This is a genomic window from Deltaproteobacteria bacterium (assembly GCA_019308995.1).
Lineage (GTDB): Bacteria > Desulfobacterota > Desulfarculia > Adiutricales > JAFDHD01 > JAFDHD01.
This window is the reverse complement of record JAFDHD010000054.1, coordinates 1-21871: the sequence shown is the minus strand read 5'-3', so window position 1 is coordinate 21871 and position 21871 is coordinate 1. Positions and strand designations below refer to the sequence as shown.

22 protein-coding genes are annotated in these 21871 nt (G+C 51.2%); 6 read left to right on the top strand and 16 right to left on the bottom strand.

Annotation, left to right across the window (positions count from 1 at the left end; genetic code table 11):
* Nucleotides 1-545: 545 nt before the first annotated feature.
* The 3 genes from JRI95_10330 to JRI95_10320 all read left to right on the top strand — a co-directional run bounded on the left by JRI95_10330 (nt 546) and on the right by JRI95_10320 (nt 4063).
* Entirely contained in the window at nt 546-1772 is a 1227-nt protein-coding gene (locus JRI95_10330) for a HAMP domain-containing histidine kinase (protein ID MBW2061943.1), read from the top strand.
* A 502-nt stretch (nt 1773-2274) separates the two neighbouring features.
* Nucleotides 2275-3552 (top strand): radical SAM protein, encoded by a 1278-nt coding sequence (locus JRI95_10325; protein MBW2061942.1) that lies wholly within the window; start codon nt 2275-2277, stop codon nt 3550-3552.
* Nucleotides 3553-3646: 94 nt separating this feature from the next.
* Nucleotides 3647-4063, top strand: coding sequence for a nuclear transport factor 2 family protein (locus JRI95_10320; GenBank protein ID MBW2061941.1), 417 nt, complete (start codon nt 3647-3649; stop codon nt 4061-4063).
* A 29-nt stretch (nt 4064-4092) separates the two neighbouring features.
* Here the strand turns inward: JRI95_10320 and JRI95_10315 are convergent, their stop codons facing one another.
* Nucleotides 4093-4839 (bottom strand): hypothetical protein, encoded by a 747-nt coding sequence (locus JRI95_10315; GenBank protein ID MBW2061940.1) that lies wholly within the window; start codon nt 4837-4839, stop codon nt 4093-4095.
* A 50-nt stretch (nt 4840-4889) separates the two neighbouring features.
* On the bottom strand, nt 4890-5288 hold the full coding sequence (locus JRI95_10310; GenBank protein ID MBW2061939.1) for a helix-turn-helix domain-containing protein: 399 nt from the start codon (nt 5286-5288) through the stop codon (nt 4890-4892).
* Nucleotides 5289-5488: 200 nt separating this feature from the next.
* Here JRI95_10310 and JRI95_10305 point away from each other — a divergent pair, with 200 nt between their 5' ends.
* The 3 genes from JRI95_10305 to JRI95_10295 all read left to right on the top strand — a co-directional run bounded on the left by JRI95_10305 (nt 5489) and on the right by JRI95_10295 (nt 8807).
* Nucleotides 5489-7135, top strand: a complete 1647-nt coding sequence (locus JRI95_10305) for a CoA-binding protein (protein MBW2061938.1) — start codon at nt 5489-5491, stop codon at nt 7133-7135.
* 883 nt (nt 7136-8018) lie between these two features.
* Entirely contained in the window at nt 8019-8174 is a 156-nt protein-coding gene (locus JRI95_10300; protein MBW2061937.1) for a hypothetical protein, read from the top strand.
* A 99-nt stretch (nt 8175-8273) separates the two neighbouring features.
* Nucleotides 8274-8807: an NUDIX hydrolase gene (locus tag JRI95_10295; GenBank protein MBW2061936.1), complete on the top strand. Its 534-nt coding sequence runs from the start codon at nt 8274-8276 to the stop codon at nt 8805-8807.
* A 277-nt stretch (nt 8808-9084) separates the two neighbouring features.
* On the opposite strand, the gene JRI95_10290 is transcribed toward JRI95_10295, so the two are convergent.
* The 14 genes from JRI95_10290 to JRI95_10225 form a co-directional block, all read right to left on the bottom strand.
* Complete coding sequence (locus JRI95_10290) at nt 9085-10215, bottom strand: acyl-CoA/acyl-ACP dehydrogenase (GenBank protein MBW2061935.1); 1131 nt, start codon at nt 10213-10215, stop codon at nt 9085-9087.
* Nucleotides 10216-10256: 41 nt separating this feature from the next.
* Nucleotides 10257-11441 (bottom strand): acyl-CoA dehydrogenase family protein, encoded by a 1185-nt coding sequence (locus tag JRI95_10285; protein ID MBW2061934.1) that lies wholly within the window; start codon nt 11439-11441, stop codon nt 10257-10259.
* A gap of 28 nt (nt 11442-11469) precedes the next feature.
* Nucleotides 11470-12261: an enoyl-CoA hydratase/isomerase family protein gene (locus JRI95_10280; GenBank protein ID MBW2061933.1), complete on the bottom strand. Its 792-nt coding sequence runs from the start codon at nt 12259-12261 to the stop codon at nt 11470-11472.
* A 53-nt stretch (nt 12262-12314) separates the two neighbouring features.
* Nucleotides 12315-12881 carry a flavodoxin family protein gene (locus JRI95_10275; protein MBW2061932.1) on the bottom strand — a complete coding sequence of 189 codons (567 nt, stop codon included), beginning with the start codon at nt 12879-12881 and terminating at the stop codon, nt 12315-12317.
* Nucleotides 12882-12939: 58 nt separating this feature from the next.
* Nucleotides 12940-14007: a DUF362 domain-containing protein gene (locus JRI95_10270; GenBank protein MBW2061931.1), complete on the bottom strand. Its 1068-nt coding sequence runs from the start codon at nt 14005-14007 to the stop codon at nt 12940-12942.
* Between the two features lie 55 nt (nt 14008-14062).
* Complete coding sequence (locus tag JRI95_10265) at nt 14063-14389, bottom strand: carboxymuconolactone decarboxylase family protein (protein MBW2061930.1); 327 nt, start codon at nt 14387-14389, stop codon at nt 14063-14065.
* Nucleotides 14390-14508: 119 nt separating this feature from the next.
* Nucleotides 14509-16368: a hypothetical protein gene (locus tag JRI95_10260; protein ID MBW2061929.1), complete on the bottom strand. Its 1860-nt coding sequence runs from the start codon at nt 16366-16368 to the stop codon at nt 14509-14511.
* Entirely contained in the window at nt 16365-16604 is a 240-nt protein-coding gene (locus JRI95_10255; GenBank protein MBW2061928.1) for a 4Fe-4S binding protein, read from the bottom strand. Before JRI95_10255 ends, JRI95_10260 begins: the two co-directional genes overlap by 4 nt.
* Nucleotides 16605-16694: 90 nt before the next feature.
* Nucleotides 16695-16862, bottom strand: coding sequence for a hypothetical protein (locus JRI95_10250; protein ID MBW2061927.1), 168 nt, complete (start codon nt 16860-16862; stop codon nt 16695-16697).
* Nucleotides 16863-16954: 92 nt separating this feature from the next.
* Complete coding sequence (locus tag JRI95_10245; GenBank protein ID MBW2061926.1) at nt 16955-18112, bottom strand: (Fe-S)-binding protein; 1158 nt, start codon at nt 18110-18112, stop codon at nt 16955-16957.
* Nucleotides 18112-19491 carry an FAD-binding oxidoreductase gene (locus tag JRI95_10240; protein ID MBW2061925.1) on the bottom strand — a complete coding sequence of 460 codons (1380 nt, stop codon included), beginning with the start codon at nt 19489-19491 and terminating at the stop codon, nt 18112-18114. The genes JRI95_10245 and JRI95_10240 overlap by 1 nt, the downstream gene beginning before the upstream one ends.
* Nucleotides 19492-19509: 18 nt before the next feature.
* On the bottom strand, nt 19510-20469 hold the full coding sequence (locus tag JRI95_10235) for a (Fe-S)-binding protein (protein ID MBW2061924.1): 960 nt from the start codon (nt 20467-20469) through the stop codon (nt 19510-19512).
* A 215-nt stretch (nt 20470-20684) separates the two neighbouring features.
* A complete protein-coding gene (locus JRI95_10230; protein MBW2061923.1) occupies nt 20685-20918 on the bottom strand; it encodes a hypothetical protein in 234 nt (77 codons plus the stop codon).
* Nucleotides 20919-21119: 201 nt separating this feature from the next.
* Entirely contained in the window at nt 21120-21377 is a 258-nt protein-coding gene (locus tag JRI95_10225) for a hypothetical protein (protein MBW2061922.1), read from the bottom strand.
* Nucleotides 21378-21871 lie beyond the last annotated feature (494 nt).

Here is a 21871-nt window from a genome sequence, read left to right as displayed (position 1 = left end):
CGTTTTGGCGACTTTTTCTCGCTTGGGACGTTACCACCTTCAATACCGCGTCCGTAGTTTCTATTGGTTTTGGTCTCAGTCTTTGCTGCACCAAGCACCCATCAGGATCAAGGTCGTTTCATGGACCTATAGCCCATTTGATAGAATGGTGGGTTGCGTAGCGGAGCCTGTCCAGAGCGAAAGCGAAGGGCTTCTAACAAACTATTTTTTCTGTTTCAGGATTTACTAGTATGAAACCCATTGAATTTGCACGTTTTTTTATATTATATATGACCCGTTGTTTATAAGCGCGTTCTTAGTAGTCTGGGCTTTATTGACATATGAAAGGCCGGTTATAAATTTCAGGCCTATCTTCATTGCGAAGGATACTGAAAAAGTCATCAATGGTCATACCGATTTATAGTCATCGTAAAAATACGGGCGGGGATAAACCCCGCCCCTACAATACCAATTTAGAGTTTTAGAGTAGGAGCGGGGTTTATCCCCGCCCTATTATTTAAAGGGTTGGCCCCTATCTGCTACCAAACTTTAAAGGCAGCCGTTTCATGCAGGACCTCTATCAATCAATCGTAACCGACCTCCGCAGCCTCATGGCTCGCATTCTCGAGCCGAAGCTCGACATGGATGACTTCCTTTCCCATGTGGCTAGGGCGGCCAAGGAACTGGAACCGGGCCTGATCGAAGCGCGAGTTTACGAGGTGGATTTTATCGAAAACCGGCTCTTCCTGCGGGCTTCCAGCAAGCGCGACATGGAGGCCGTGGACCCGGAGGAAAAATCTCTGGTTATCAAGCCTCAGACCATTACCGGGGATGCGGTTATTGAAGACCGGGTTATCATTGCCTCCCGGGTTGATGGATACGCCACCACCCGTTTCAAGGAAGGAGAATACGCCCGCGCCGCCTTCCCCATCGAATTTACTGAAGAGGATGTCCCGGAGGACCGGACCAAATATGTGCTGGTGGTTGACAAGAAGGAGGGCGCCGGGCCGTTCTCCCCGGATGTCGTTGCCGCTCTGAAGGACTATTCAGCCCTGGCCGGCCTGATTATTTCCATCAAGGAATACCGGGACAAGCTGAGCCAGTATTATGACGAAAACCGGAACCTGGTGCTCTCGGGGCGCCATTCGACCTCGATTGCCCATGATATCCGTTCCCTCAACGTCGGCGTTTCCGGCTTCCTGAACCTCATTCTGAAACGGCTGAAAAAAAGTCCTGAGGCATTTGACCTCAAGACAGAGAAAAAAAGCCTAATCATGGCCCGGGACAACTCGAGACAGATTGAGACTTTGCTCAAGAACTTTTCCCTTTTCAACCAGCCGGAACTCACCCTGCACCGTGACATGGACCTTGTCCAGGCCGTGAGGGATAAACTGGCCTCGCTCCAGCGCCGGGCCGACTATGAACGGAAGGTCGCGTTTGAAATGCACCTGCCTGAAGATGAATGCGGCTTTCTGGTAGATAAGGACTGGTTCGGCACGGTCGTCGAAAACCTGATCAGGAATAGTGTCGAAGCCTGCGGCCGGAACTGCCATATCGTGATCAGGCTTGAAAAAACACCGGACCGAGTCCTTTTAACCTTTGAGGACAACTGCCAGGGCATCCCTTCTCATATCCTGCCCCGCATCTTTACCCCTTTTGTCTCTGGCAAAAAAAGAGGACAGGGCCTGGGCCTGGCGAACGCCCGCAAGGTGGTCGAGGACCACAACGGGAGCATCTCCGTGGCCAACATTGGAAAACGCGGGGCCATTTTCACTATCGAGTTCACCCTATAGAATCTTTGAGTCAGCCGAGTTCCCCTGCAATTCGCAACAGGGTCTGGGATGCCGTTCCTTGCGCATTGAAGTTTGACACCCCCGCCTTTGTTTCCTATACTCACTCCACATCAAAAGGAGATTTAACCAACGTCCTTTTACCTTGTTCCTGAATCAGCCCCTTAAAGCTGCCTTGTAGGTCAGGGTGGCCTGCGAAGCTGGTCTCCCTGACAATATTAACCATGTTTTGTGTCAGGGAGCTTCGCACCTTGACCTACAACTGATCATGATCCTGGTCTTTATTTACTTCACGGCGGGCGACGAAGTCGGCCTGGATAAAGAGGCTTAGCATAAACAACAAGGAAAGCATCATGAAAATACTGGCTTTCAATTCCAGTCCTCAAAAAAAGAAAAGCAACACCAATCGAATATTAATCCCTTTTCTGCAAGGGGCGCGCCATAAAACAAAGGATCTGAGAGAGAAATAACAAACCGAAAAAAAGTAGATGAAGGGTATTCATAGATGAAGGTTCTCCTGGTGTCTGCCGATACAGAGCAGACCGGCATGCCTGTTTTACCTCTAGGGCTGGCCTGCGTCGCCGCGGCAGCTCAAAGAGCCGGACATGACGTAAATCTGAAAACCCTTATGGCTGAGCAGGATAGCCTGACAGCGCTCAAAGAGATCATCGAAGCCTTCGAACCTGAGGCCATTGGAATATCGGTCAGAAATATTGATGACCAGACCATGGAAAACCCAAAATTTCTCCTGGATTCAATCAAAGAAATCGTTACCAGATGCCAAGGTCTTTCTCATGCCCCTATCATCCTCGGAGGTGCGGGTTACAGCATCTACCCGCAAAGCGCGCTGGATTATCTCAAGGCTGACATGGGTATCCAGGGGGAAGGCGAAATAGCTTTTATTACGCTCCTGGAGCGGCTTCATCGCAAGGCCGATCTCTCAGGGATTCCTGGACTATATCTCCCGGAAGGCGGCCTTCAAGGTAAGGTCAGGCTTTTAAGGAGCCTGGACGATTGCCTTCTGCCGCTTCCCGAGGACCCACCCTGGATTCCTTCCACTTTAAAGGACCAGCGGACCTGGATTCCAGTGCAGACGCGGCGGGGATGTTCCATGGATTGCAACTACTGCTCCACGGCGATCATTGAGGGACGGATGACGCGCCGTCGTTCCCCTGAGCGGGTCGTGGAGCTAATGCGCCGGTATGTGGAAGCAGGCTTTAAACGTTTTGCCTTTGTTGACAATATTTTCAATCTGCCGACTTCATATGCCAAGGCGCTTTGCGACCAAATAATAGCCGCTGGGATAAGCGTATCCTGGACCTGTATTGTCTACCCATGGAAGATGGATGAGGAACTGGTGGAGAAGATGGCCAGGGCTGGATGCAGAGGCATCAGTCTGGGGTCTGAAAGCGGTTCAAGCAAAATCCTCAAGATCATGAACAAGAAGTTTCAACCCGAAGATGTACGCCAGATTTCAGGATGGTTTAAAAAATATAGCATTCAACAGATGGGATTTTTATTACTGGGAGGCCCAGGTGAAAATAAAAAGACGGTTAAAGAAAGCCTGGAATTTACCGATTCATTAGACTTAGAGTCTGTGAAAATCACCATAGGCATCCGCATTTATCCTTACACCGCACTTGCCAGAATCGCGGTCAGGGATAATATTATTGAGCCGAATGATGACCTTCTCTTTCCAAGATTCTATATGACCGGGGGTCTGGAAGAGTGGCTGCGAAAAACCGTTAGTGACTGGACGGCTGAACGACCTCACTGGGGCTGAAGAAGTTCAGCCTTCGGCTCCGGGCCAGAATCGGCCGAGGCAAAATATTGAATACCATACCATGATCAATTTTTCTTAAAAGAAGGAGAGGCAGATGGGACTTTCACGAGAAGAAATCAAAGAGGCCATGGCTCAATGGGGCCATGCCTGGGACAACCACGACCTTGATGGGGTCATGGAACTTTTTCATGAGGACGGCCTCTTTGAAAACTGGACCGGAGGAAGAGCGCAAGGCCGGGAGGCCCTGCGGCAAGCATGGACACCATGGTTCGCAGACCACGGTGGTTTCAAATTCACGGCTGAGGACCTCTTTATTGATGAAACCGAGCAGAAACTCCTCTATCAGTGGCACCTTGACTGGCCCTCGACCGAAAAAAACTATGAAGGAAAGCCGGAACGCAGGTATGGCGTGGATGTCATCCATTTTAAGGATGGAAAAATCATACGCAAGAGCACCTATTCCAGGACGACCGTCGAAATCCAAGGGGAGAGGATCAGGCTTACAGCCTAACGTGAAAGAACACCCGCTAAGAGACTGGTCTAATTCCGAGAGCGGCCAGCGGAAACGATCTTCTTGAACCTGAAGGCAAAGTAGGCTACCGCAAAAAGATATACCGGCAAAAAGAGCCACCAGAAAAACGGGTTCGGAATGCCGTCGCGAGGAACGCCGTCGGGCAGGCGGATGATGTTCTTCCAGTCCCAGCAAAAAGCCAAGACCAGCAGCAGACCGCAGGTTATTTCAATGGCCCAGTCAAACCAGCGCCAGGCGATGGCAAACCCCTTTTCGTCATAATGAACAAGGACTGTTCCGAACATGACCAGCGCCAAGGCAATCAAGACCGGCGTTATCACCGGACCAACCCAAGGCAGAGGTATAAAAAACAAAAGGTCCCATGTCATGAGGCTTTCAGGCCAGTCAATCATAACCCGAAGCCAGATGTAGTAGAAAATGTCCCAGACACCAAACGCAATTATAAAAAAACAGAATTTCTGTAAGGCATTCCTTCCGGTAATGCAACCCACCGCGGCCAGGATAATAATTGTTGCGACCTCACGCCCGAACTCGATGCGCCCGAGTTCATCCACGACGCGCCTGCCATCCTCCCACACGGTAACGATGGGAAATTCAAAGGAACCGTTGAAGTAAATTTCACGGAGATAAACGACCGCCGCACTTTCAACCCAGGCGAAGGCAATCCCAAAAATCACAACCCAGATCCAGGGCCAGAACACTGCCCGCGAAAGGTATTGGGCATCGCCGCGGGAATTAATCCTCTCATTTGCCATGAGCTCACCTGATCCGTGTTTTTCACTGACCGGACAAGTCAAACACCTCTTTACTTTATGAAGAATCCTAAAATACGATCCAAAACACCTTCTTTTTTTCTTCGCAGATCTTCAAGTAAAAATATCTTTTTTTCCGTTAAATTACCGGCTTCAGTCGCGAGCTGCGCCAGACGAATGAGTAACCCTTCATAATGCTTCTTCTCAATCAAGACATACTTGTCAGGGTCAAAAGAAACCTGTCGGGGCGGACCGGGCTTCTTTCTTCTCTCTGTTGATATTCTTGACTCCTTAAACTGACTAATTTCATCCCGCTTGAGAAAGGAACGGTTTTTCTTTTTTACCAGAGACAGCTTGTTTTCCTTGACATATGTGTAGATGGTTCGGCGTGAAACTTCTAAAATCCGGGCCCCTTCATTAATGGACACAAGGCTTTCACCCTCAGTGCTCATGCAGAATCTCCTTTCTTAAAAAAAAGTGAAGTTCACAGTCTAAATTATATATTTGTGAAGAAAATATGTAAAGTAATTCTGTGAACTTAAAAAATAAAAAGAAGCGTCTTTAACGGTATTTTGTAAAAAAGATCATCCATAATTAGATAACGAACAGAAACATGCGCAGGATGCATATGAGAACACAAAGGACGATCATCATGACGCTGTGGCCAAAATGGATTCGCATTTATTTTAATGGCATATTCAGGGGCTTTTGTGTTCCAGGCGGCGCAACCACCCTGCTTAAATATCCGGTTATCATGTATATCCGGATTCTTCTGCTTGACATGCAGGCGCCCTACTCCATATACTACCGCCCAGTTAAAAACAGCTACTTTCTTAGAGGAAATGAGACGATGAATGAAAATCCGCTCCACACGATAATGAACGCAAAATCAATTGCTTTTTTCGGCGCTTCGAATAATCCCCTGACCATGGGCACCAACCAGATTACCCATCTTATTAATGAGCCATTTGAAGGCAAGGTCTGGCCGATTCATCCCAAAGAGCAAACTGTTTTAGGGATACCGGCTTATAAAACGATTGGGGAGTTGCCTGAGGTCCCAGACCTGGCGGTACTGGTTGTGCCGACCCGTATCGTGCTGGAAATCATGGATCAGTGCGGACGTAAAGGAATTAAACACGCCGTTGTGATCAGCGGCGGATTCAAGGAGCGCGGTCAGGAAGGGGAAAAGCTCGAAGAAGAATTAAAGGCCATTGCCCGGCGCTACCAGATCCGTTTTATCGGGCCAAACTGTATCGGTGTTATAAACGCCAAACGAAATTTCAACCTGACCGTTTTCCCCTATCTCGTTGGCCCGGGGCCCATGGGTGTCCTCAGCCATTCAGGCACTTACGTCACCCAGGTCTTACCCTATCTTGCCATGCGAAATATTCGTTATTCCAAGGCCGTCAGTCTCGGCAACGAAGCTAATATTGATATGGTGGACGGCCTCGAATACCTCGGCCAGGACCCGGAAACAAAAGTCGTGGTCTTATACATCGAAGTCATCAGGCGCGGCCGGGAGTTCGTCGAAGTTGCAAGACGGGTTTCGATGAAGAAGCCGATCGTAGCCTACTATGTCGGCGGCACCGAAGCCGGGGCCAGATCAGGCGCCAGCCACACCGGCGCCATGGGCGGTAATGACATCATCTATGATAACGCCTTTCGGCAGTGCGGCATCATCAGAGCTCCAAGCATGGAACGTCTTTTTGACTGGGCGTGGGCTCTGGCCACGACCCCGATTCCTCAAGGCCGCCGGGTCGGTATTCTCAGCCATTCCGGCGGACCGGTGACCTCCATGGCTGACGCCTGCGCCCGTAACAACATCGAGGTGCCTTTATTTTCAAAAAAAATTCAGGATGAAATCACACCCATGGTGCCTAAGACCGGCTCCGCTGCGAATCCGGTGGACTTGACATACAGTACCAATCTTCAAGCCATGATTGATACGATTCCCAGAACGATTTTCAAGGCTGGAGAAGTGGATGCAGTCCTGATCCACGGTGTGGGCGGTTTAGGGTTCACAAAAAACCTGAGGCAGGAAGCTCTCGATATATCGCCGGTTGACATTTCAGCTTTAGAATCACAAATGATCAAAATGTATCAGGAGTTAATCGAATTAAAAGAAAAGATGTCATGTCCGGTCATTGTTACTTCTTTCAGCGATTATACCGATGCCGCCGTGAGTTATCTCATGAAAAACGATATTCCTTTTTATTCCACTCCAGAACGCACCGTAGAGGCCATGGCCGCCGTGATGCGTTATGCCGATTGGAAAAGGACGCAGGAAGCCAGACAATAAAGACCCGGACAGGGTCAGTTGCAACCTTTATATCCATAACCGACCGCTTCAAAGCTGACAGGATGCGAGTCAAGACTTAAGTCGGCATACCTGGATGTTACATGCCTCTTACCTGATTTATCTCATTTCAATCTTCAGCTGAATTCCTGCTAATACTTTAGTGCTAGAAAAAAGACCAAAAAAATCCGCCCCTCATACTTAAGTGCCAGTAAAAAAGATAAAAAAATACTACTTTCTTCGTATTTACAATAAGTTTGAGCAGAGGTCTAATAACAGTCAGAAATAACGTCTTCCGGACAAAGCCACACCAATGGTAAAGCAAAGGCAGACAGGAATAAATTTAAGTAAAGGAGTCGCGCCTAATGACGAAACAGCAAATCATCAGAGTCCTGATGATGAGTCCTTTTTATTTTTCCTTATCCCTTTATGAAAGAAGAATCCTGGTCAAGTACCTCTGCAGGATTAACAGGGGCTGAAACAACCCCAGCCATTAATGTGACATGGTAATTGGTCTATGAGCTGCCTTAAAAAACTGAAAAAAGAAATATCCTTCAGCTTGGCCTTCCGCCGCGAGCGCACGAGCAGACGCCTTCGTGAGGTTACGGCGCGGGAAAAAAAGCTTTTTCAATTCCGTAACAGCCTCGATATGCACGGCCCGGCGTCAAGTCAATCAAGTCGAAATCAAGTAGCCTGATCAAACCAACCGCAATTTAATAATAAGCACGTACTTGATCCGGAAAGGGCTCAGGGGTGGCCCGGGGAAACGGGTCTCCCTGACAATTTGTGTCAGGGAGCTTCGCACCCTGACCTACAATTGATCATTTAATCCTCCTGTGCGGATGCATCGAACTTTAATCTGTCTTTTGCGAACACGACTTGAGGCGTGCCTGGCAAGGTCGCTCATGACCCGGTGGCCAGGCCTTCCACCCAATATCTGAACCCCGTAGTCCACGACCTTCATGGCCTGCTCGGCCAACATGAAGGCAATGGCCTGACGGCTGGCAATCGGCTCCCCAAAAGCAAGGCGGGCTCTATTTAATCAGGAATAGAAATATGGTATGTTTTAAAATGAGAGGCAAGAAAAAAGCTAGCTCTTGTGATAGCTGAGAAAAAATGCTCCAGGAGAGTTTAAAAGTCCATGAATTTTTGTAGAAACTGCGGAGCTCCGGTAACGCTGCGTATCCCGCCGGGTGACGACCGTCCCCGCTATATCTGTGATGCCTGCCATATCATTCATTATGAGAATCCCAAAATGGTTGTCGGTTGCATCCCGGAATGGGAAGACAAAATACTGCTCTGTCGCCGCGCCATCGAACCGCGCTACGGACTCTGGACCCTTCCAGCCGGTTATCTGGAAAACGGGGAGACTTTATCAGAGGGAGTCAGGAGGGAGACGCTGGAGGAAGCAGGCGCTAGGGTTGAAGTTACAGAGCTTTACACTGTTTTTAACCTCATCCACATCAGCCAGGTTTATCTCATCTTTCGCGCCCGCCTGCTTGACCGTGATTTTAAGCCTGGTAAAGAAAGCCTGGAAGTCAGGCTCTTTGGCAAGGATGAAATTGCCTGGGACGACCTGGCTTTCACGGCCATCAAAGAAACCCTCCGGCTATATTTTTATGACCGTCCTTCCGGTGCGTTTCCACTGCACATGGGAACGATTCCGCCCCATTAAGAAGGCCCAAATTTGAGCGAGCCTGGCAAAGCAGAAAAAACAACTCGTCGGGAAATTCAGCCGGCCGCTTTATTTCCTCGTTACCTTCAACTGCTCTCTTAAGAAAGATACAAATGGCGGCTGCTGGGGAGGGTGTCACTGCTGCTGTGGCTGGTGGTTGACCAGAACCATCCCCAGGCTGCCAGGATCAGAGCCAGGACCAGAAAGATGGCTATCGGCCGCCAAGGCAGCTGCAACTTTGACAAATTGTTGGAAAGGGTTTTACCTGTAACGATCTTCAAATACCCATTTCATCTGCAACTTTGGAGCGATGGAACATGGAACCACCAAAGTCAAGCTCAGACGCCTTGGCGTGTTTATAGTATAAATGCAGATCATGTTCCTCTGTAAAACCGATACCCCCATGTAATTGCTGAGCGATCTGCGTCGTCTTTTGGTAAGCATTGCTGCACCAGGCTTTCGCCATGGCGATCTCTTTATCGCAGGGGAGGCCTTCACTTAACAGGTAAGCCGCCTCATAAGTGATCAGCCTGGTTGTCTCTAAATAAGTCGCCATATCCGCGCAGTAGTGCTGAACCACCTGCAGAGTCCCTAAAGGCCGGCCAAACTGTTCACGCTCTTTCACATAGGCAACGGTCATTTCCATCGCCCGCCGCAAGCCGCCCAACATCTCCCCGCATTTAAGAACAACGGCCTTGGGTAAAACCTTTTCCAGATAAGTATGTCCTCGGCCCACAGCTCCGACGGTATTTTCGGCAGGCACCTTGACATTCTTATAAATGACAGCAAATAATTTTTCCTGGGCCAGGGTATCTAATGAGACGATTTCCTGTCCTTCGGCTTTTGCGTCAACTATAAAAAGCGTTGGCCCTCCGGATCCTGAATCCTTAACATTAGCGCAAAGGATTATCTCGTCAGACACATGGGCATAAGGGACTAACAGCCTGACGCCGTTAATAAGGTAGGCGTCATCCTGAGTCTTTTCAGCCTCAATATCTGGATCATGACCGTCATATCTTCCCTGTTCGTCAAGGAGCGCCAGCGTAAGGATTTTCTCGCCCCGAACGATACCCGGTAAATACTCCTCTTTCAGTCCGGCGTCTCCAGCTTCATTGATGGCCAGGCCGGATAAAACGGCGCTGCAAAAAAACGGACTCGGGAGAAGAACCTTTCCAATTTCTTCAAAAAGGATTAACAGGTCAAAAAACGAGCCTTCGGACCCTCCATACTTCTGGTCATAGATCAAACCGAACCAGCCGAGTTCGGCCATTTCCTTCCATATGGCTTTTGAAAAGCCTTCCTCGTCCTCGATCAATTCCTTGACCAAAGACGCGGGACACTTCTCTCGCAAGAACCGCTCGACGCTGTTCTTTAACAGAACGGTTTCCTCATTCAGGCTAAAATCCATTTTATTCACCTCTTTGCAGGTTCAATCGCTTGGGCGCCGATCTATCTTCTTGGTAGGCCCAAACCTCTGAGCGCAATTATATTCTTCAAGACCTCCACTGAACCGCCTTGCAGAGTGTAACTCGGTCCCCATAGATAACAGGTGGCCAGATCCCCCCCGAACGGGGACCATTTAACCCCGCGCTTAATTTGACTCAGCGGGCCCATGACCTTGGTGACCATATCATTAAGACGCTGCTCATAGAGAGTGCAATAGGCCTTGGTCAGCGCGGCCTGACTCGACGGCTGTTGACCCTGATCAACCACCCAGGCGGTGTAATAGCAGAGGAGTCGGCCGATGTTATACTCAATTTCCAGTTGCGCCAGCTGATCCCTGACCCAGGGGTAAAAATTTCCTTTGTCACGGCTCTTGTCCATTTCCTTGACATGGTTTTTGAGCTGTTCAAAAAGCGGATAATTCTGCATCAGTCTTTCTATGCCCGCCCGTTCATAATCCATTTGAGCCATTATTTGCTTAAAGCCTGCATTCTCTTGCCCGACCAGATATTTTTTGTGTATTTTGACATCATCGAAAAATATTTCGTTGAAGCTGTGCTCCCCAGCCATATTTATGAGCGGTCTGACGGTGACGCCCGGCAACTTCATATCAATGATGAATTCACTGCAGGCCACATGCCCGCGAATCGAACTGTCAAGGTTTGTTCGTGCCAGCATCCAGCCGTAATCGGCAGTGTGGCCCCCGGTGGTCCAGACTTTCTGGCCATTTATAACGTAGTAATCGCCTTCTTTGACCGCCTTGGCAGATACCGCGGCCAGATCGGAACCGGCATTGGGCTCGCTGAATAGAAGGCAAAACTGCATGCTGTCATCCGCCTCAATGATGCGAGGTAAGAAGTATTCCTTTTGCCAGTTTGAACCGAATTTTATCAGAGCCGGCCCCACCTGGCGGTCCGCTAAAAAATGATAACCGACCGGGGCTTTGACTCTCATGAGTTCTTCAACCAATATCATTTTTTCAACATAACCGCGTCCCTGACCTCCATATTGCTCAGGCCAGGTGATTCCGATCCAGCTGCGCTGCGCCATCTTGCGAGAAAACTCCTGCGAAACTGTGCCAACAAGACTTGCAATATCAATGGAAAACGCACCGGCTTCAAGTTCCCCTTTCAGAAAATCACGAACTTCCTGACGAAACCTGTTTTGCTCTTCGGTAAAAGTAAGCCTCATCACTCCATCTCCCTTGAAAAATTATCTGTCAATACTCATCTTTGAAGTGCGGCGTTCGTTTATCTTTCGCCGCTTCAATCCCTTCCTTGAAATCGCCGGTGAGATAGCACAGCGACTGATATGTGGCTTCCCGGCGCAAGGTATCATCAAGACTGCTTCTCATGCTGGCGTCAATTGATTCTTTGAGCATTCTAATGGGCAGGACCGGCATGGCCGCAATTTTGCCAGCTAGCTCCATCACACTCTCCATCAACTCTTCAGGAGGGGTGACGCGATTGAGTAACCCAATGCGGCAGGCTTCATCGGCAGTGATAACGTCACCTGTCATCAGCAGTTCAAAAGCACGCGCTCGGCCAATCGTTCTTGTCAGAAAATATTCGGCTCCCATGCCAGGATGCAGACCAATTCTGGCAAAAGTAAAACCGATCCTGCTGCTGGCGGCCGCATATCTCATATCACACGCCAGGACCAAGCAAGCCCCAGCGCCAATCGCATGTCCATTTACGGCGGCTATGGTTGGAATTTGCAACTCAATAATTCTGAGAAAAGATTTATAGAACTCGAAACCATATTTTTTGGTCATCATGGGGCTGGCATCAATCCTCGTTGATATCATGTCCAGGTTGCCTCCGGCGCTGAAAGCTCTGCCTGCGCCCGTAACAACAACTACCTTCGGTTCAGGATCGGCTTTTATTTTTTCGAGTGCCACAATGAAATCTTCAGCCATCTCGTCGCTCATGGAATTGAGTGTTTTCGGTTGATTTAAAGTTAAGATACAAATGCTGTCTTTTATCTCCATCTTTACCGCCTTATTATTCATACGTCCTCCTCCATCATTTTAAAATCAGGGAATAAAATCCAGCCGCCCGGCCCCTAATACTGCTTCTGCACCATGCGGACCACATTCCGGCCCACAGCCCTGGCTTCCTCCAGGGCGGAGAGGGTTGGGGAGCCGCCCGGCCCCTGTCTGACTTCACCCTTTTCCCGGCCGTAGCCAATGCCTCCCCCGGCGATGATCATTCTTTGAATGGCGAAATAACTATAGAGCAAACTCAGGACCTGGCTCGCGCCCACTCTCCTGACCGCCACAATGGCCGCCGCGACTTTGCCTCTCAGTTTCTGGGTTCTTAAGAAGGCGTATGTTCTATCAATGATGGCCTTTGCCTGAGCGCTGACGTTAATAAAGTACACCGGTGTGCCGAAGATGATGCCATCAGCCTGTTCGAGCTGCTGATAGATCGGCTGCATATCATCCTCGACGATGCAATCGCCATCCTTGACACATGACCCGCAGCCGTCGCAGGGAGCGATATTCTTGTCGGCCACCAGAATCAGCTCTGTTTCGGCTCCAGCCTTTCGCGCCGCTTCCAGCGCTTCATTTACCAGTATCTCGGTATTACCCCCTTTACGGGGACTGCATACTAGACCCAGAATTTTCATGGTCCGAACCTCCTTGTCATGTTAAAAGTATTCCCAAACTTCATCCCGATATGCAGCCTCAACACAATCTGATCGCCATTTCGGGGCACATTTCCTGGCAACAGAAGCAGGCGATGCATATCTCGGTATCAACTTCTGGCAGGCCATCCTCCAGAGAAAGCGCAGAAACCGGACACTGTTCGATACAGGTTCCGCAGCCGGTGCAAAGGTCTTTGTCAGCCTCTGGACGCAAACGGATGCGGCTTAAGAAAAACTCACCCGCGCCGGTAGGCATTTCCTCGGCCTTCTGCACTGAAGGCGGCAGCTTGAAATTGGGGAGGGCCTTCAGATCACCCAGGATCTTGATCGAGTCTGCATCAAAGTCCCCCAGGCCGCGCTGTTTGGCGATCTGAAGGAAAGGCAGGCTCTGAGGATCCAGGCCCATCATGCGGGCCATCGTGGCATCCAGGGCCACGGCGTTATCTGAGGCCATGATGCGGCCGATCGTCCGCAAATCGGTTGAGGCCGGGCCATTCCCTTCCATGCCCACAACCGCATCAATAATAATAAAGTCAGGCACCTTTAAACGAAAGACCTCGACCATCATCTCACTGAAGCGCATAGCATTTCCGGTTATGCGATGCAGACCAGCCTTGAGCGCCCCGGGGATGAAACCGTAGCTGTTCTTGATAGCGCCGGTAATGACCGTCAGCCCATGCGTCTTGAACTTCGGAACGGAAATAACCACCTCCGCCTCGAGCACGGCCCGCGAGATGCTGATACGATCGCGAAACTTCGGGACGAAATCAATCTCCAGGGCCTCGGAGCTTATGTTGCAATAATGGCCCTTAGCCGCTTCCATGAGACCGGTCTTCTGAAAGGTCTCTTCATTGGCGCCGTAGCTCATCATACCGGGATTGTCGCCAACGATGATTTCCGCAGGGTCCAGTTCCTCAAGCTTTTCGACCACAGCCCGAAGCACGGCGGGGTGAGTGACAATCCCCTGTTCGGGGTCCGAGGCCCGAAGCGCATTGGGCTTTACAAGCACCTTCTTCCCTTTGACCTGCACCGGAAAAAGATCAAAGGCATGAGCCACTGCCTCGCGGCAGTTTTCATAGCTCGCAGGGCGCACCATGACTCTGTGCATAGACGCCTCCTTATGGATACTTGATCAAACCTCGGCTTTAAAGGAGCAATGCCTTCTATCGTTTCAAGGCATCCATGGCAATGCTGGAATGAGCAAAGGAAGCACCGGCGTTCATGGTTATTCCCACAAAGACCGCCTCCGCAATCTCCTCGTCCGTGGCTCCGGCTTTTTTCGCCCTCTGGACATGACCGTCAATGCAGAAAGGGCATCTGGTGATTTGGGCGGCGCCCACGGCGATCAGCTCCTTTATTTTAGTTGACAGCGCCCCCTCCTCAAAAGCTTTCTGGTCAAAGGTTATCAATGAAGTGGCCAAGTCCTTTTTAAGCTCCACCAGTTTCCCCACGCTTTTCAAACCGTCCTTGGCATAGTAATGGTCGCTCATGTTTATCCCTCCACTGTTTTTTAAGGGGAAGCCTTTAAAAAACTTCCCCTCTTAAATCGCCTCAAAATACTTTGCTATTCGATCCGGCCAAATAATTTTTTTTAAGGATGATGCGGTATTTATAGACCTGTCAGGTCAAGTTCTTCAAGTCTCTGGACGGTCGGGATCCCGGTCTTCGGATCCCATCCCCATTCGTCATAATAATCTTCAACCATCTGTTCCGCATCTTGCTGTTTTAAGGGCTTTTCAGTGATGTAATCCTGAAAACCGGATTTACCAAACCATTTCTCAGGCAGGGCGTCGTCCTGCCTGCCAAATCCTTCCCTGAGGTTGGCCAGCCTTAGAAGCGTCCAGACGCGATCCACCCGCTTTCTCAGGTCATCGAGATCGGTCTTGACGCCTGTAACTGCTTCGTAAAGATCAGCGCATAAGGAGGCGTTATAGAAGCGGTTGATCTGGGCCCTGGCGCAGATACCCATTGAACCCAGGATGACGAACCAGCGGTGAGAATATCTGAGGAGCCGACCGACCTTTAATTCAGGCTCCTGATCCGGGGAGCCCAGTCCTGGCAGTATCCGTGCAATGGCTTCCCGCGGAACCCCCATCCGGGTCAAATGGCGGGGAAAGACCTCCAGAGGCCGCCGGGCAAAATAGGTCGGCGAACCGCTGGCGCCCACATGAGGCCCCCGCGGGTCCAGAGCCTGCCCCAGCTCCATCGTCCCGAAAAGGTTCCAGGTCAATGTACCGCCCGGCCCGGCATAGGGAAGCATACCCCTGACCAGAGGCGGCGCATACCTTTCTGCCTCTTCACCGAACCGATCCAGCACGCCTTGGAAACCATCGGCCAGTATGTCGCCCAACCCTTCCCGGAAGCTTATCTTCCTGGCCCAGGCCTCCATGGACTCAAGTGAACCCGGGTCAATCTCAATTTCAACCTGGTTTCTGGGGATGATCCCCTGATGGCTCAGTTCCTTGACAAGGCCCATGATGCCAAAAAACTCGAACATATCCAGGCCGTAAGCGTCAAGGACGGCGACGCATTTGATCGCTTCGCGGTAATCCTTGAGACCGTGGATTTGAGGCATGAACAGGTTGGCCGCTGAAGTGGAGCATTTAACCAGGCCTTTGTATTCACCGTCCTGGATTTCGACCACGTCCTTGTCTCCAACCGGACAGGATACGCAGGCGATGCGTCTCTTTTTAATCTTGTCATAGATATCTTTGGAGGCAAGGGGGAATGACTTGAACAGCCCCAGCTCCTGCCACTCCTTGAGATATGGGTACTCGCGGATGGTCTGAAATAAATCCTGGCTCAAGGTTTTGTACTTCTCCCGATGCGCGACCTCAATCCCCTGGCTGCCTTTGACCATGACGGCTTTAAGGTTCTTGGAACCCATGACCGCGCCGAATCCGCCGCGCCCCAGTGTGGAGAGCCGGTCAATGTAGGCCATGGAAAACAAAACTTTGTTTTCACCTGCCTGACCGATGGAGATCACACCGGCCGGCCTGCCGAAATCCTGCCAGAGGGCCTCACAGGTTTCCTCAACTCCCTTGCCCCATAAGGAACGAGCATCGAGGATCTGGATGTCATCATCAATGATCTGCAAAAAAACCGGCTGGCTGGCCTGCCCTTCAATGATGACATGATCGTATCCAGCGTTTTTAAGCATGCAGCCGAAGTTTACCCCACCGCCCCCGCACCATCCGATGGCGCCGCTGGTCGGTAGCTTGGTCACGGTGTACACCCTTGAGGTGGCCGGGAGATTCGTGCCCACCAGAGGACCGGCCCCTAAAACGATGGGATTTTCCGGGGCAAGGGCGTCGGTGCCGGGTCTGATATGGTCGTAGGCGAGCTTGATCGTCAGGCCCAGTCCGCCGATGAATTTCTCGCAGAGCACCGAGTCCAAAGGCTCCTGTTTTATCTCCCGGTGAGTCAAATCCACATATAAAACTTTTCCGGCAAAACCTCCGCCTGTCATTTTTCAGCCGCCCTTTCCGTTTTCTGCAAGGCATCGTAAAAACAAGCGTCCACACATACCCCGCATTCATTGCAATCTTCAGTAAAGAAAATCGAACAGTCCAGGCCCGTCACATCCACGCGGATCCTGGCCTTAAAAGGGTTAAAGACCTTATCGTTCGCATCAGAACAGGCCAGTTGGCACCTTAAGCAGCCCGTACATCTTTCGGTGTACGCCTGGATGGAGTATTTTCCCATGTCTTGGTCTCCTGTTCGCGGCCCTCGGTTTTCTGTTTTAATCCGGGAAGCAATCCGTCTGAAAATGCCTGCGGGCGTAACAAAACGATTTCACGTGCCTTTTGTCGGGTTGGATTCTAGCGGCGCCTTTTTCCAGGGGTCTCCTTCTCTCTTGCCACGACCGAGTATCGCCTTTTCCGTAGTTCTGTAGTCCTTGTAGCGCCCACCCCGGACGGTCAGGTATTCCCTTAAAGGCGCCCGTCGAATCAACTCGTTCATCTCCCTAACCTAGTCAGTTTCCGTGGCCATATGAAATGCAAGGGCGGAGAGCACCCCCGCCCTGGATCTGCAATCGAAAGTTAAATTGTCAATCACCCCAAACGGGTTTGCACGATCTCGGCCAGATCCATGACCCGGAGTTTTTCATCCAGGTCCTCGGCTTTGATTGCGTCTTCGAGCATCTTGGCGCACTTGGGGCAGGCCACGGCCAGCACTTCGGCCTCGACCTCGGCGGCCTCACGGACCCTGATCCGCGCCGAACTGTCCACGCCGCTCCCTATGACATCCGTATAAAAATTACCTCCGCCGCCGCCGCAGCAAAGGGCATTGACTTTGGTTCTGTCCATCTCCGTGAATGTGACGCCGGGAAGCGCGTTCAGGACATTCCTGGGCGCCTGGTACTCCCAGTTGTGGCGCCCGAGATAACATGGGTCGTGAAAAGTAACTCGGAGCGGCTTATCGTTTTTAAATTCTTTTTCTTTTTCCATGAGCGACCCCATGATCTGACTGTAATGATAGACCTGAAAGTCCCCACCCAGCCCGGGGTACTCGTTTTTTATGGCGTGATAGCCGTGCGGCGAGAGAGTGATAATTTTTTCGACACCCGCGTTCTGTAAGACCTGGATGTTCTCCCTGGCCAGTTTGTCAAAGAGCCCCACTTCTCCGAGCGATTTGACTTCGTTTCCATCACAGCGCTCCTCTGCACCCAGAATCCCGAATGAAACACCCCAATCCTTGAGCAGGCCTGCCACGGCGCGGGCCATCTTCTGCCCACGCTCGTCAAAAGCGCCTGCGCATCCTACAAAATAGAGGTACTCCTGGTCCGTATACGGTTCAAGCCCCAGCCCTTCGGCCCAGCTTCCGCGTTCGGCCTCAGGCAGCTTATAGGGATTCCCGTGCAAACTCATGGCCTGGAGATAGTCCCTGACCGAAGGCGGGACGGCCCCTTCATTGACCAGTTCTTCTTTCCCGGCGACAAAGGCGTTAAGCAGATCGGCCTTGAACTCGGGGAAGACGCAATGCTCAATGCAGTTGCCGCAATTGGCGCAGGAAAAAAAAATCTCGGCCAGACGGGGACTGGTTTTGATGTCATCATTCAGCCAGGCCCGGAGCAGCCACATCCGGCCGCCCGGGGAGTAGGTTTCGAATCGGAACTTCAAATAGGTCGGGCAGTTCAGGTCGGTGTAATCGCTGGGGAGCTTGCAGTATCCGCAGCGGAAGCATCTGTGAAGTATTTCCGCGTATTCCATTAGTTCACCTCCCAATTCCCCGGGTTCATAATGCCTTTTGGATCGAGCACCGATCGAATGCGGTTCATGAGTTCAAAAGTGTTGGGGTCCATGTGCTTGATAATCTGCTGCTGGGCCGGAGCTTCGGCCTTCCAGGGAATGCCGCCCAGTTTCAAGGCCGCTTCATTACTGGCTTCAAGGGCTTCCCGCGCCCGCTCTACATCGGATTCATCGGCCCGGTTGAAGGGGTAGCCGAAGAAAAACATCATACAGTGCGCCAGGCCGATAACGCGGGCACCCATGCCGTTTACGATATCGAAGCGGTTCGAGATTTGAACCCCGGCCCGATAGGCGTCGCCAAAAATTTCAATCGGCATGATCGAGCCTACATACTCGAATCCACCTCCCCTCCTGGCGTCGGCAAACTGCGTCAGCATGGTATTGGGCGCCTGCAAAAAAGCCTTCCTTCTATCAGGCGGAAAAGGCACGAAGCCACCGGTTCTTTCGTCAATGTATTTCCGAACCGACTCCCGGATCAAATTCCTCTTCCAGGTCAGCTCCTCCTTGGTCTCGGCTCCATAAGTGATGATGACTATGGGAAACACATTTGTCCTGCCCGGCCTATAGTTAATAGCGGAGTTCAAATCCTCTCCCACCTGGGCGCCGGCCAGACGGTTAATGACATCGGGCACCAGGTCCGGGTCTGCGGTAATAAAAACCCTGGCATCGTTAAAAGGCCGATCAGGGTAAAGTTTCATGGCCAATTTGGTCACCACGCCCGTCGTTCCGTCCCAGCCCATGAAGAGCCCGGCCAGATCAGGCAGCGGGGCCCGGGAAAACCAGTAGGGCGAGGTGGAGCAGGAGCCGATCCGCGCGATCTCACCGGTAGGCAGCACCACCTCCAGCCCGTTGCACATATCAGAATGAAAACCCGCCGCGTGAGAAAGATGACCTGAACCGTGAATGAGCACGTTACCGCCGATGGTGGCGATGGGCGGAGCATCAGGGCAGGAATGCTTCAAGCGTGGATGATGCCTTTTAAGGTAGGCCTGGAGCATCCCCTGAGAGGTCCCCGCCTCCACCAGGACGTAGCGGCTGACCTCGTTCACCTCGAGGATACGGTTCATGCGCTTCATGTCTAAAACGATGCCGCCTTTTAAGGGTCTGGTTAAGCCGGACAGGACCAGCCCGCCCCCCATGGGCACGATGGGGATGCCTTCCCGGTTGGCCAGCTGCACGACCTTCTGGACTTCCTCTGGAGAGTCGGGCATGACCACCAGATCAGGCATAGAAGGCAGCATGGTCCCCATGTCGCGAGAATACATAAAGCGCTCTTCCGCATGATTTGAAACGTATTCCGCCCCTACAATCTTCTGCAGTTCCTTGTATATCTCTTCCATTCATTCACCCCCTATCATTTATTCGCCCAGGGCGAGGTGGCATAAATCGCTCATGAGGATCGGGGTCATGCCTCGCTCCGTCACCTGGTAACTTAAGGTGGTAAAGCAGGCCGGACAGTTGAAGACGCAGTATTTGGCCCCGGTAGCCTCCATGTCGTCGAGGTTTCTTCTCTGGACGTCGTCGGCCAGCTCATCCCGCTGCATGGCCTGGATGGTGCCAGCGCAGCACAAGGCGTTCTCCCGGTCATACTCCCGATCCACCCGATCAACCCCGATCCGTTCAAAGATATCATCCACCCAGTGCTGGGTTTCAGGAATGAGGCGATTCGAGCAGGGGCGCTGGTAGGCCACCTTTTCATTAATGGGGCGTATTTCATTCTTGAGTTCATCCAGCCTTTGGGTCAGGTACTCGAAAAGGTGAACGGACTTGAAAGGAACATTAATACCGAAGGCCGGGGCCAGGTGGGTGTAGGTTCCATAACATTCATCGTGATAGCAGATAACTTCATCCACGCCGCTGTCCTTGAGATAAAAGTTCCAGATGTTGTCAATCATCTGCGGGACGCGTTCACGAATAACCGAGTTTTTGGCGAAATGGAGCCACATGATATTGCAGAAGATATCGGTTCCCACGATGGTTGAGGCCCCCTCGAAGAGCTTGCCTCGTATGGAGCCTACCAGCATAGGGAAGGAACACATGTTTATTACCGGGGACTGCACCTTCTGAGGCACAATCCTTCCCCGGGGCGCCATGACGATAAGCTGCTGGTTGGTGAGAGGGTGTGGAACCGGCCAGACCTCCTTCTCCTCCTGACGGTCCACGATCATGTAAAAAGGATGGTTGTTGTATGGGCAGTACTCCTCGCAGGCATAACAGGTGACGCACTCCTCGAGTACCCTGGAGTCCTCGCCTCGAATGATACGAAACCTCTCCTCCCGGGCGGTCTCCAGATCAAAATCCATATACTGGCATTTCATCAGACAATCAATGGTCTCGCATTTCACACAGGTTTCCTCGTCATATTTTAATTCATACACAATGACCTCCCCTTTCAAGTCTCCCTCCAGACTGGGACAAAAATGTGAATAGGCCAGAGGGTGAGTTATTGAATCAGGAACTCCCTTTTTGCGTCTGATAACGAAAAACGCTCAGACGCTCGTTAAATTACTATTTAAGATTAAATCCCTTGAGATTATGACCTCTGTAACTGCCAAAAGGAACCGGCCTTCTCAAGCTCCTGAAGGACCGCGACCATCTCGCGGCCATAATCCCGCATATGGGAGACATAATCCGGGTCCAGCCGCCGGCGAAAAAAGTTGCCAGAGAAAAGCTTGACCAGATCAGGCAGTGAAATGACTCCCTCTATGGTTGCCGGATCAAACTGCGCCCAGTTGCGAAGGTGTTCTTCCGACCGGAAGAAAAGCATGGTGCTTCAGGCAAAGGGGATGTCTTGAAACCATTTTGAAAACGGAACGGCCACATAGCCTATCAGCCCTTCGGGATCGGCCTTCAAGATCTCCCCGTCGCGATTCTCAACATGGATCGGCTCGCCGCAATCCAGGCAGAGCGTATCAATATGAACGATTTTACCAGGAAAAAGCCAGCAAACTGCCAGCGCTTCAAACGCTCATTGAGCAAACCATTTCTGCTCCCCGTCTATGGTGATGCGGAACTGGGTTGGAAGGTGGTTGAAAGGCGCGAAAGAGGTGACAAAGTCAGTGTTCGGGAACAGCCAGCCCGGTATCCCCGCGTTAAACAGGTCGTGAAGGGCCTGCCTTCCCTCCTCCATGGAGACCCCCAATTCTTGAGCCAGGTCCGTGTAATGCGGCGCCTGACCGGTCTCTACCATGGTTTTCATGATGATATTGTAAGTTTTGTCCAACATACTCTGATCACCTTGCCTGAAATGGAAAAATCTCTGATCTATATTTTTATCTCGCCAACAATGTTGGCTCGCTATAAGAGTGGGGCCTCCGCCCCCACACCCCACCACTGACAATGTCAGTGGATTTGGGCTAAATTAAAATTAAAAAGACAGCTCTCAACGAAGAGGCCTGGCATTAATGATTTACCAGCGGCCTCTTCTCATGCATCCCTCCTGAAAATTTGAATGGATTTTAAGGTTGCCGACTGCAAAGAAATATCAATTAGGAACATTAGCCAAGGCCATAGGTGTTGTCAAGCGAATTAGAGGCAGGAGCTTTCTCAGCAAGGTCTGGCTGCCCGAAGTGCCAGGTGAAAATAGCCCGGTGCTTTAGCCCTGAGGCAAATAAATAAAGTCAACATCGTTTTTTTAATCGTTAGCCAGCTTTTCCTGTGCCTGCTGCCAGCGCTGATAGCGCCAGACCCGGGCATAGGTCTGCATGGCGCGCTCGACTG

Bases quoted from the DNA above. Each gene is read 5' to 3' on its own strand.
- JRI95_10315 (MBW2061940.1), bottom strand. From the start codon at position 4,839: ATGGCAAATGAGAGGATTAATTCCCGCGGCGATGCCCAATACCTTTCG.
- JRI95_10295 (MBW2061936.1), top strand. From the start codon at position 8,274: ATGAATTTTTGTAGAAACTGCGGAGCTCCGGTAACGCTGCGTATCCCG.
- JRI95_10290 (MBW2061935.1), bottom strand. From the start codon at position 10,215: ATGGATTTTAGCCTGAATGAGGAAACCGTTCTGTTAAAGAACAGCGTC.
- JRI95_10240 (MBW2061925.1), bottom strand. From the start codon at position 19,491: ATGGAAGAGATATACAAGGAACTGCAGAAGATTGTAGGGGCGGAATAC.
- JRI95_10280 (MBW2061933.1), bottom strand. From the start codon at position 12,261: ATGAATAATAAGGCGGTAAAGATGGAGATAAAAGACAGCATTTGTATC.
- JRI95_10310 (MBW2061939.1), bottom strand. From the start codon at position 5,288: ATGAGCACTGAGGGTGAAAGCCTTGTGTCCATTAATGAAGGGGCCCGG.
- JRI95_10235 (MBW2061924.1), bottom strand. From the start codon at position 20,469: ATGAAATGCCAGTATATGGATTTTGATCTGGAGACCGCCCGGGAGGAG.
- JRI95_10255 (MBW2061928.1), bottom strand. From the start codon at position 16,604: ATGGGAAAATACTCCATCCAGGCGTACACCGAAAGATGTACGGGCTGC.
- JRI95_10260 (MBW2061929.1), bottom strand. From the start codon at position 16,368: ATGACAGGCGGAGGTTTTGCCGGAAAAGTTTTATATGTGGATTTGACT.
- JRI95_10245 (MBW2061926.1), bottom strand. From the start codon at position 18,112: ATGGAATACGCGGAAATACTTCACAGATGCTTCCGCTGCGGATACTGC.
- JRI95_10270 (MBW2061931.1), bottom strand. From the start codon at position 14,007: ATGCACAGAGTCATGGTGCGCCCTGCGAGCTATGAAAACTGCCGCGAG.
- JRI95_10230 (MBW2061923.1), bottom strand. From the start codon at position 20,918: ATGCTTTTCTTCCGGTCGGAAGAACACCTTCGCAACTGGGCGCAGTTT.
- JRI95_10250 (MBW2061927.1), bottom strand. From the start codon at position 16,862: ATGAACGAGTTGATTCGACGGGCGCCTTTAAGGGAATACCTGACCGTC.
- JRI95_10225 (MBW2061922.1), bottom strand. From the start codon at position 21,377: ATGTTGGACAAAACTTACAATATCATCATGAAAACCATGGTAGAGACC.
- JRI95_10275 (MBW2061932.1), bottom strand. From the start codon at position 12,881: ATGAAAATTCTGGGTCTAGTATGCAGTCCCCGTAAAGGGGGTAATACC.
- JRI95_10330 (MBW2061943.1), top strand. From the start codon at position 546: ATGCAGGACCTCTATCAATCAATCGTAACCGACCTCCGCAGCCTCATG.
- JRI95_10265 (MBW2061930.1), bottom strand. From the start codon at position 14,389: ATGAGCGACCATTACTATGCCAAGGACGGTTTGAAAAGCGTGGGGAAA.
- JRI95_10320 (MBW2061941.1), top strand. From the start codon at position 3,647: ATGGGACTTTCACGAGAAGAAATCAAAGAGGCCATGGCTCAATGGGGC.
- JRI95_10325 (MBW2061942.1), top strand. From the start codon at position 2,275: ATGAAGGTTCTCCTGGTGTCTGCCGATACAGAGCAGACCGGCATGCCT.
- JRI95_10305 (MBW2061938.1), top strand. From the start codon at position 5,489: ATGACGCTGTGGCCAAAATGGATTCGCATTTATTTTAATGGCATATTC.
- JRI95_10285 (MBW2061934.1), bottom strand. From the start codon at position 11,441: ATGAGGCTTACTTTTACCGAAGAGCAAAACAGGTTTCGTCAGGAAGTT.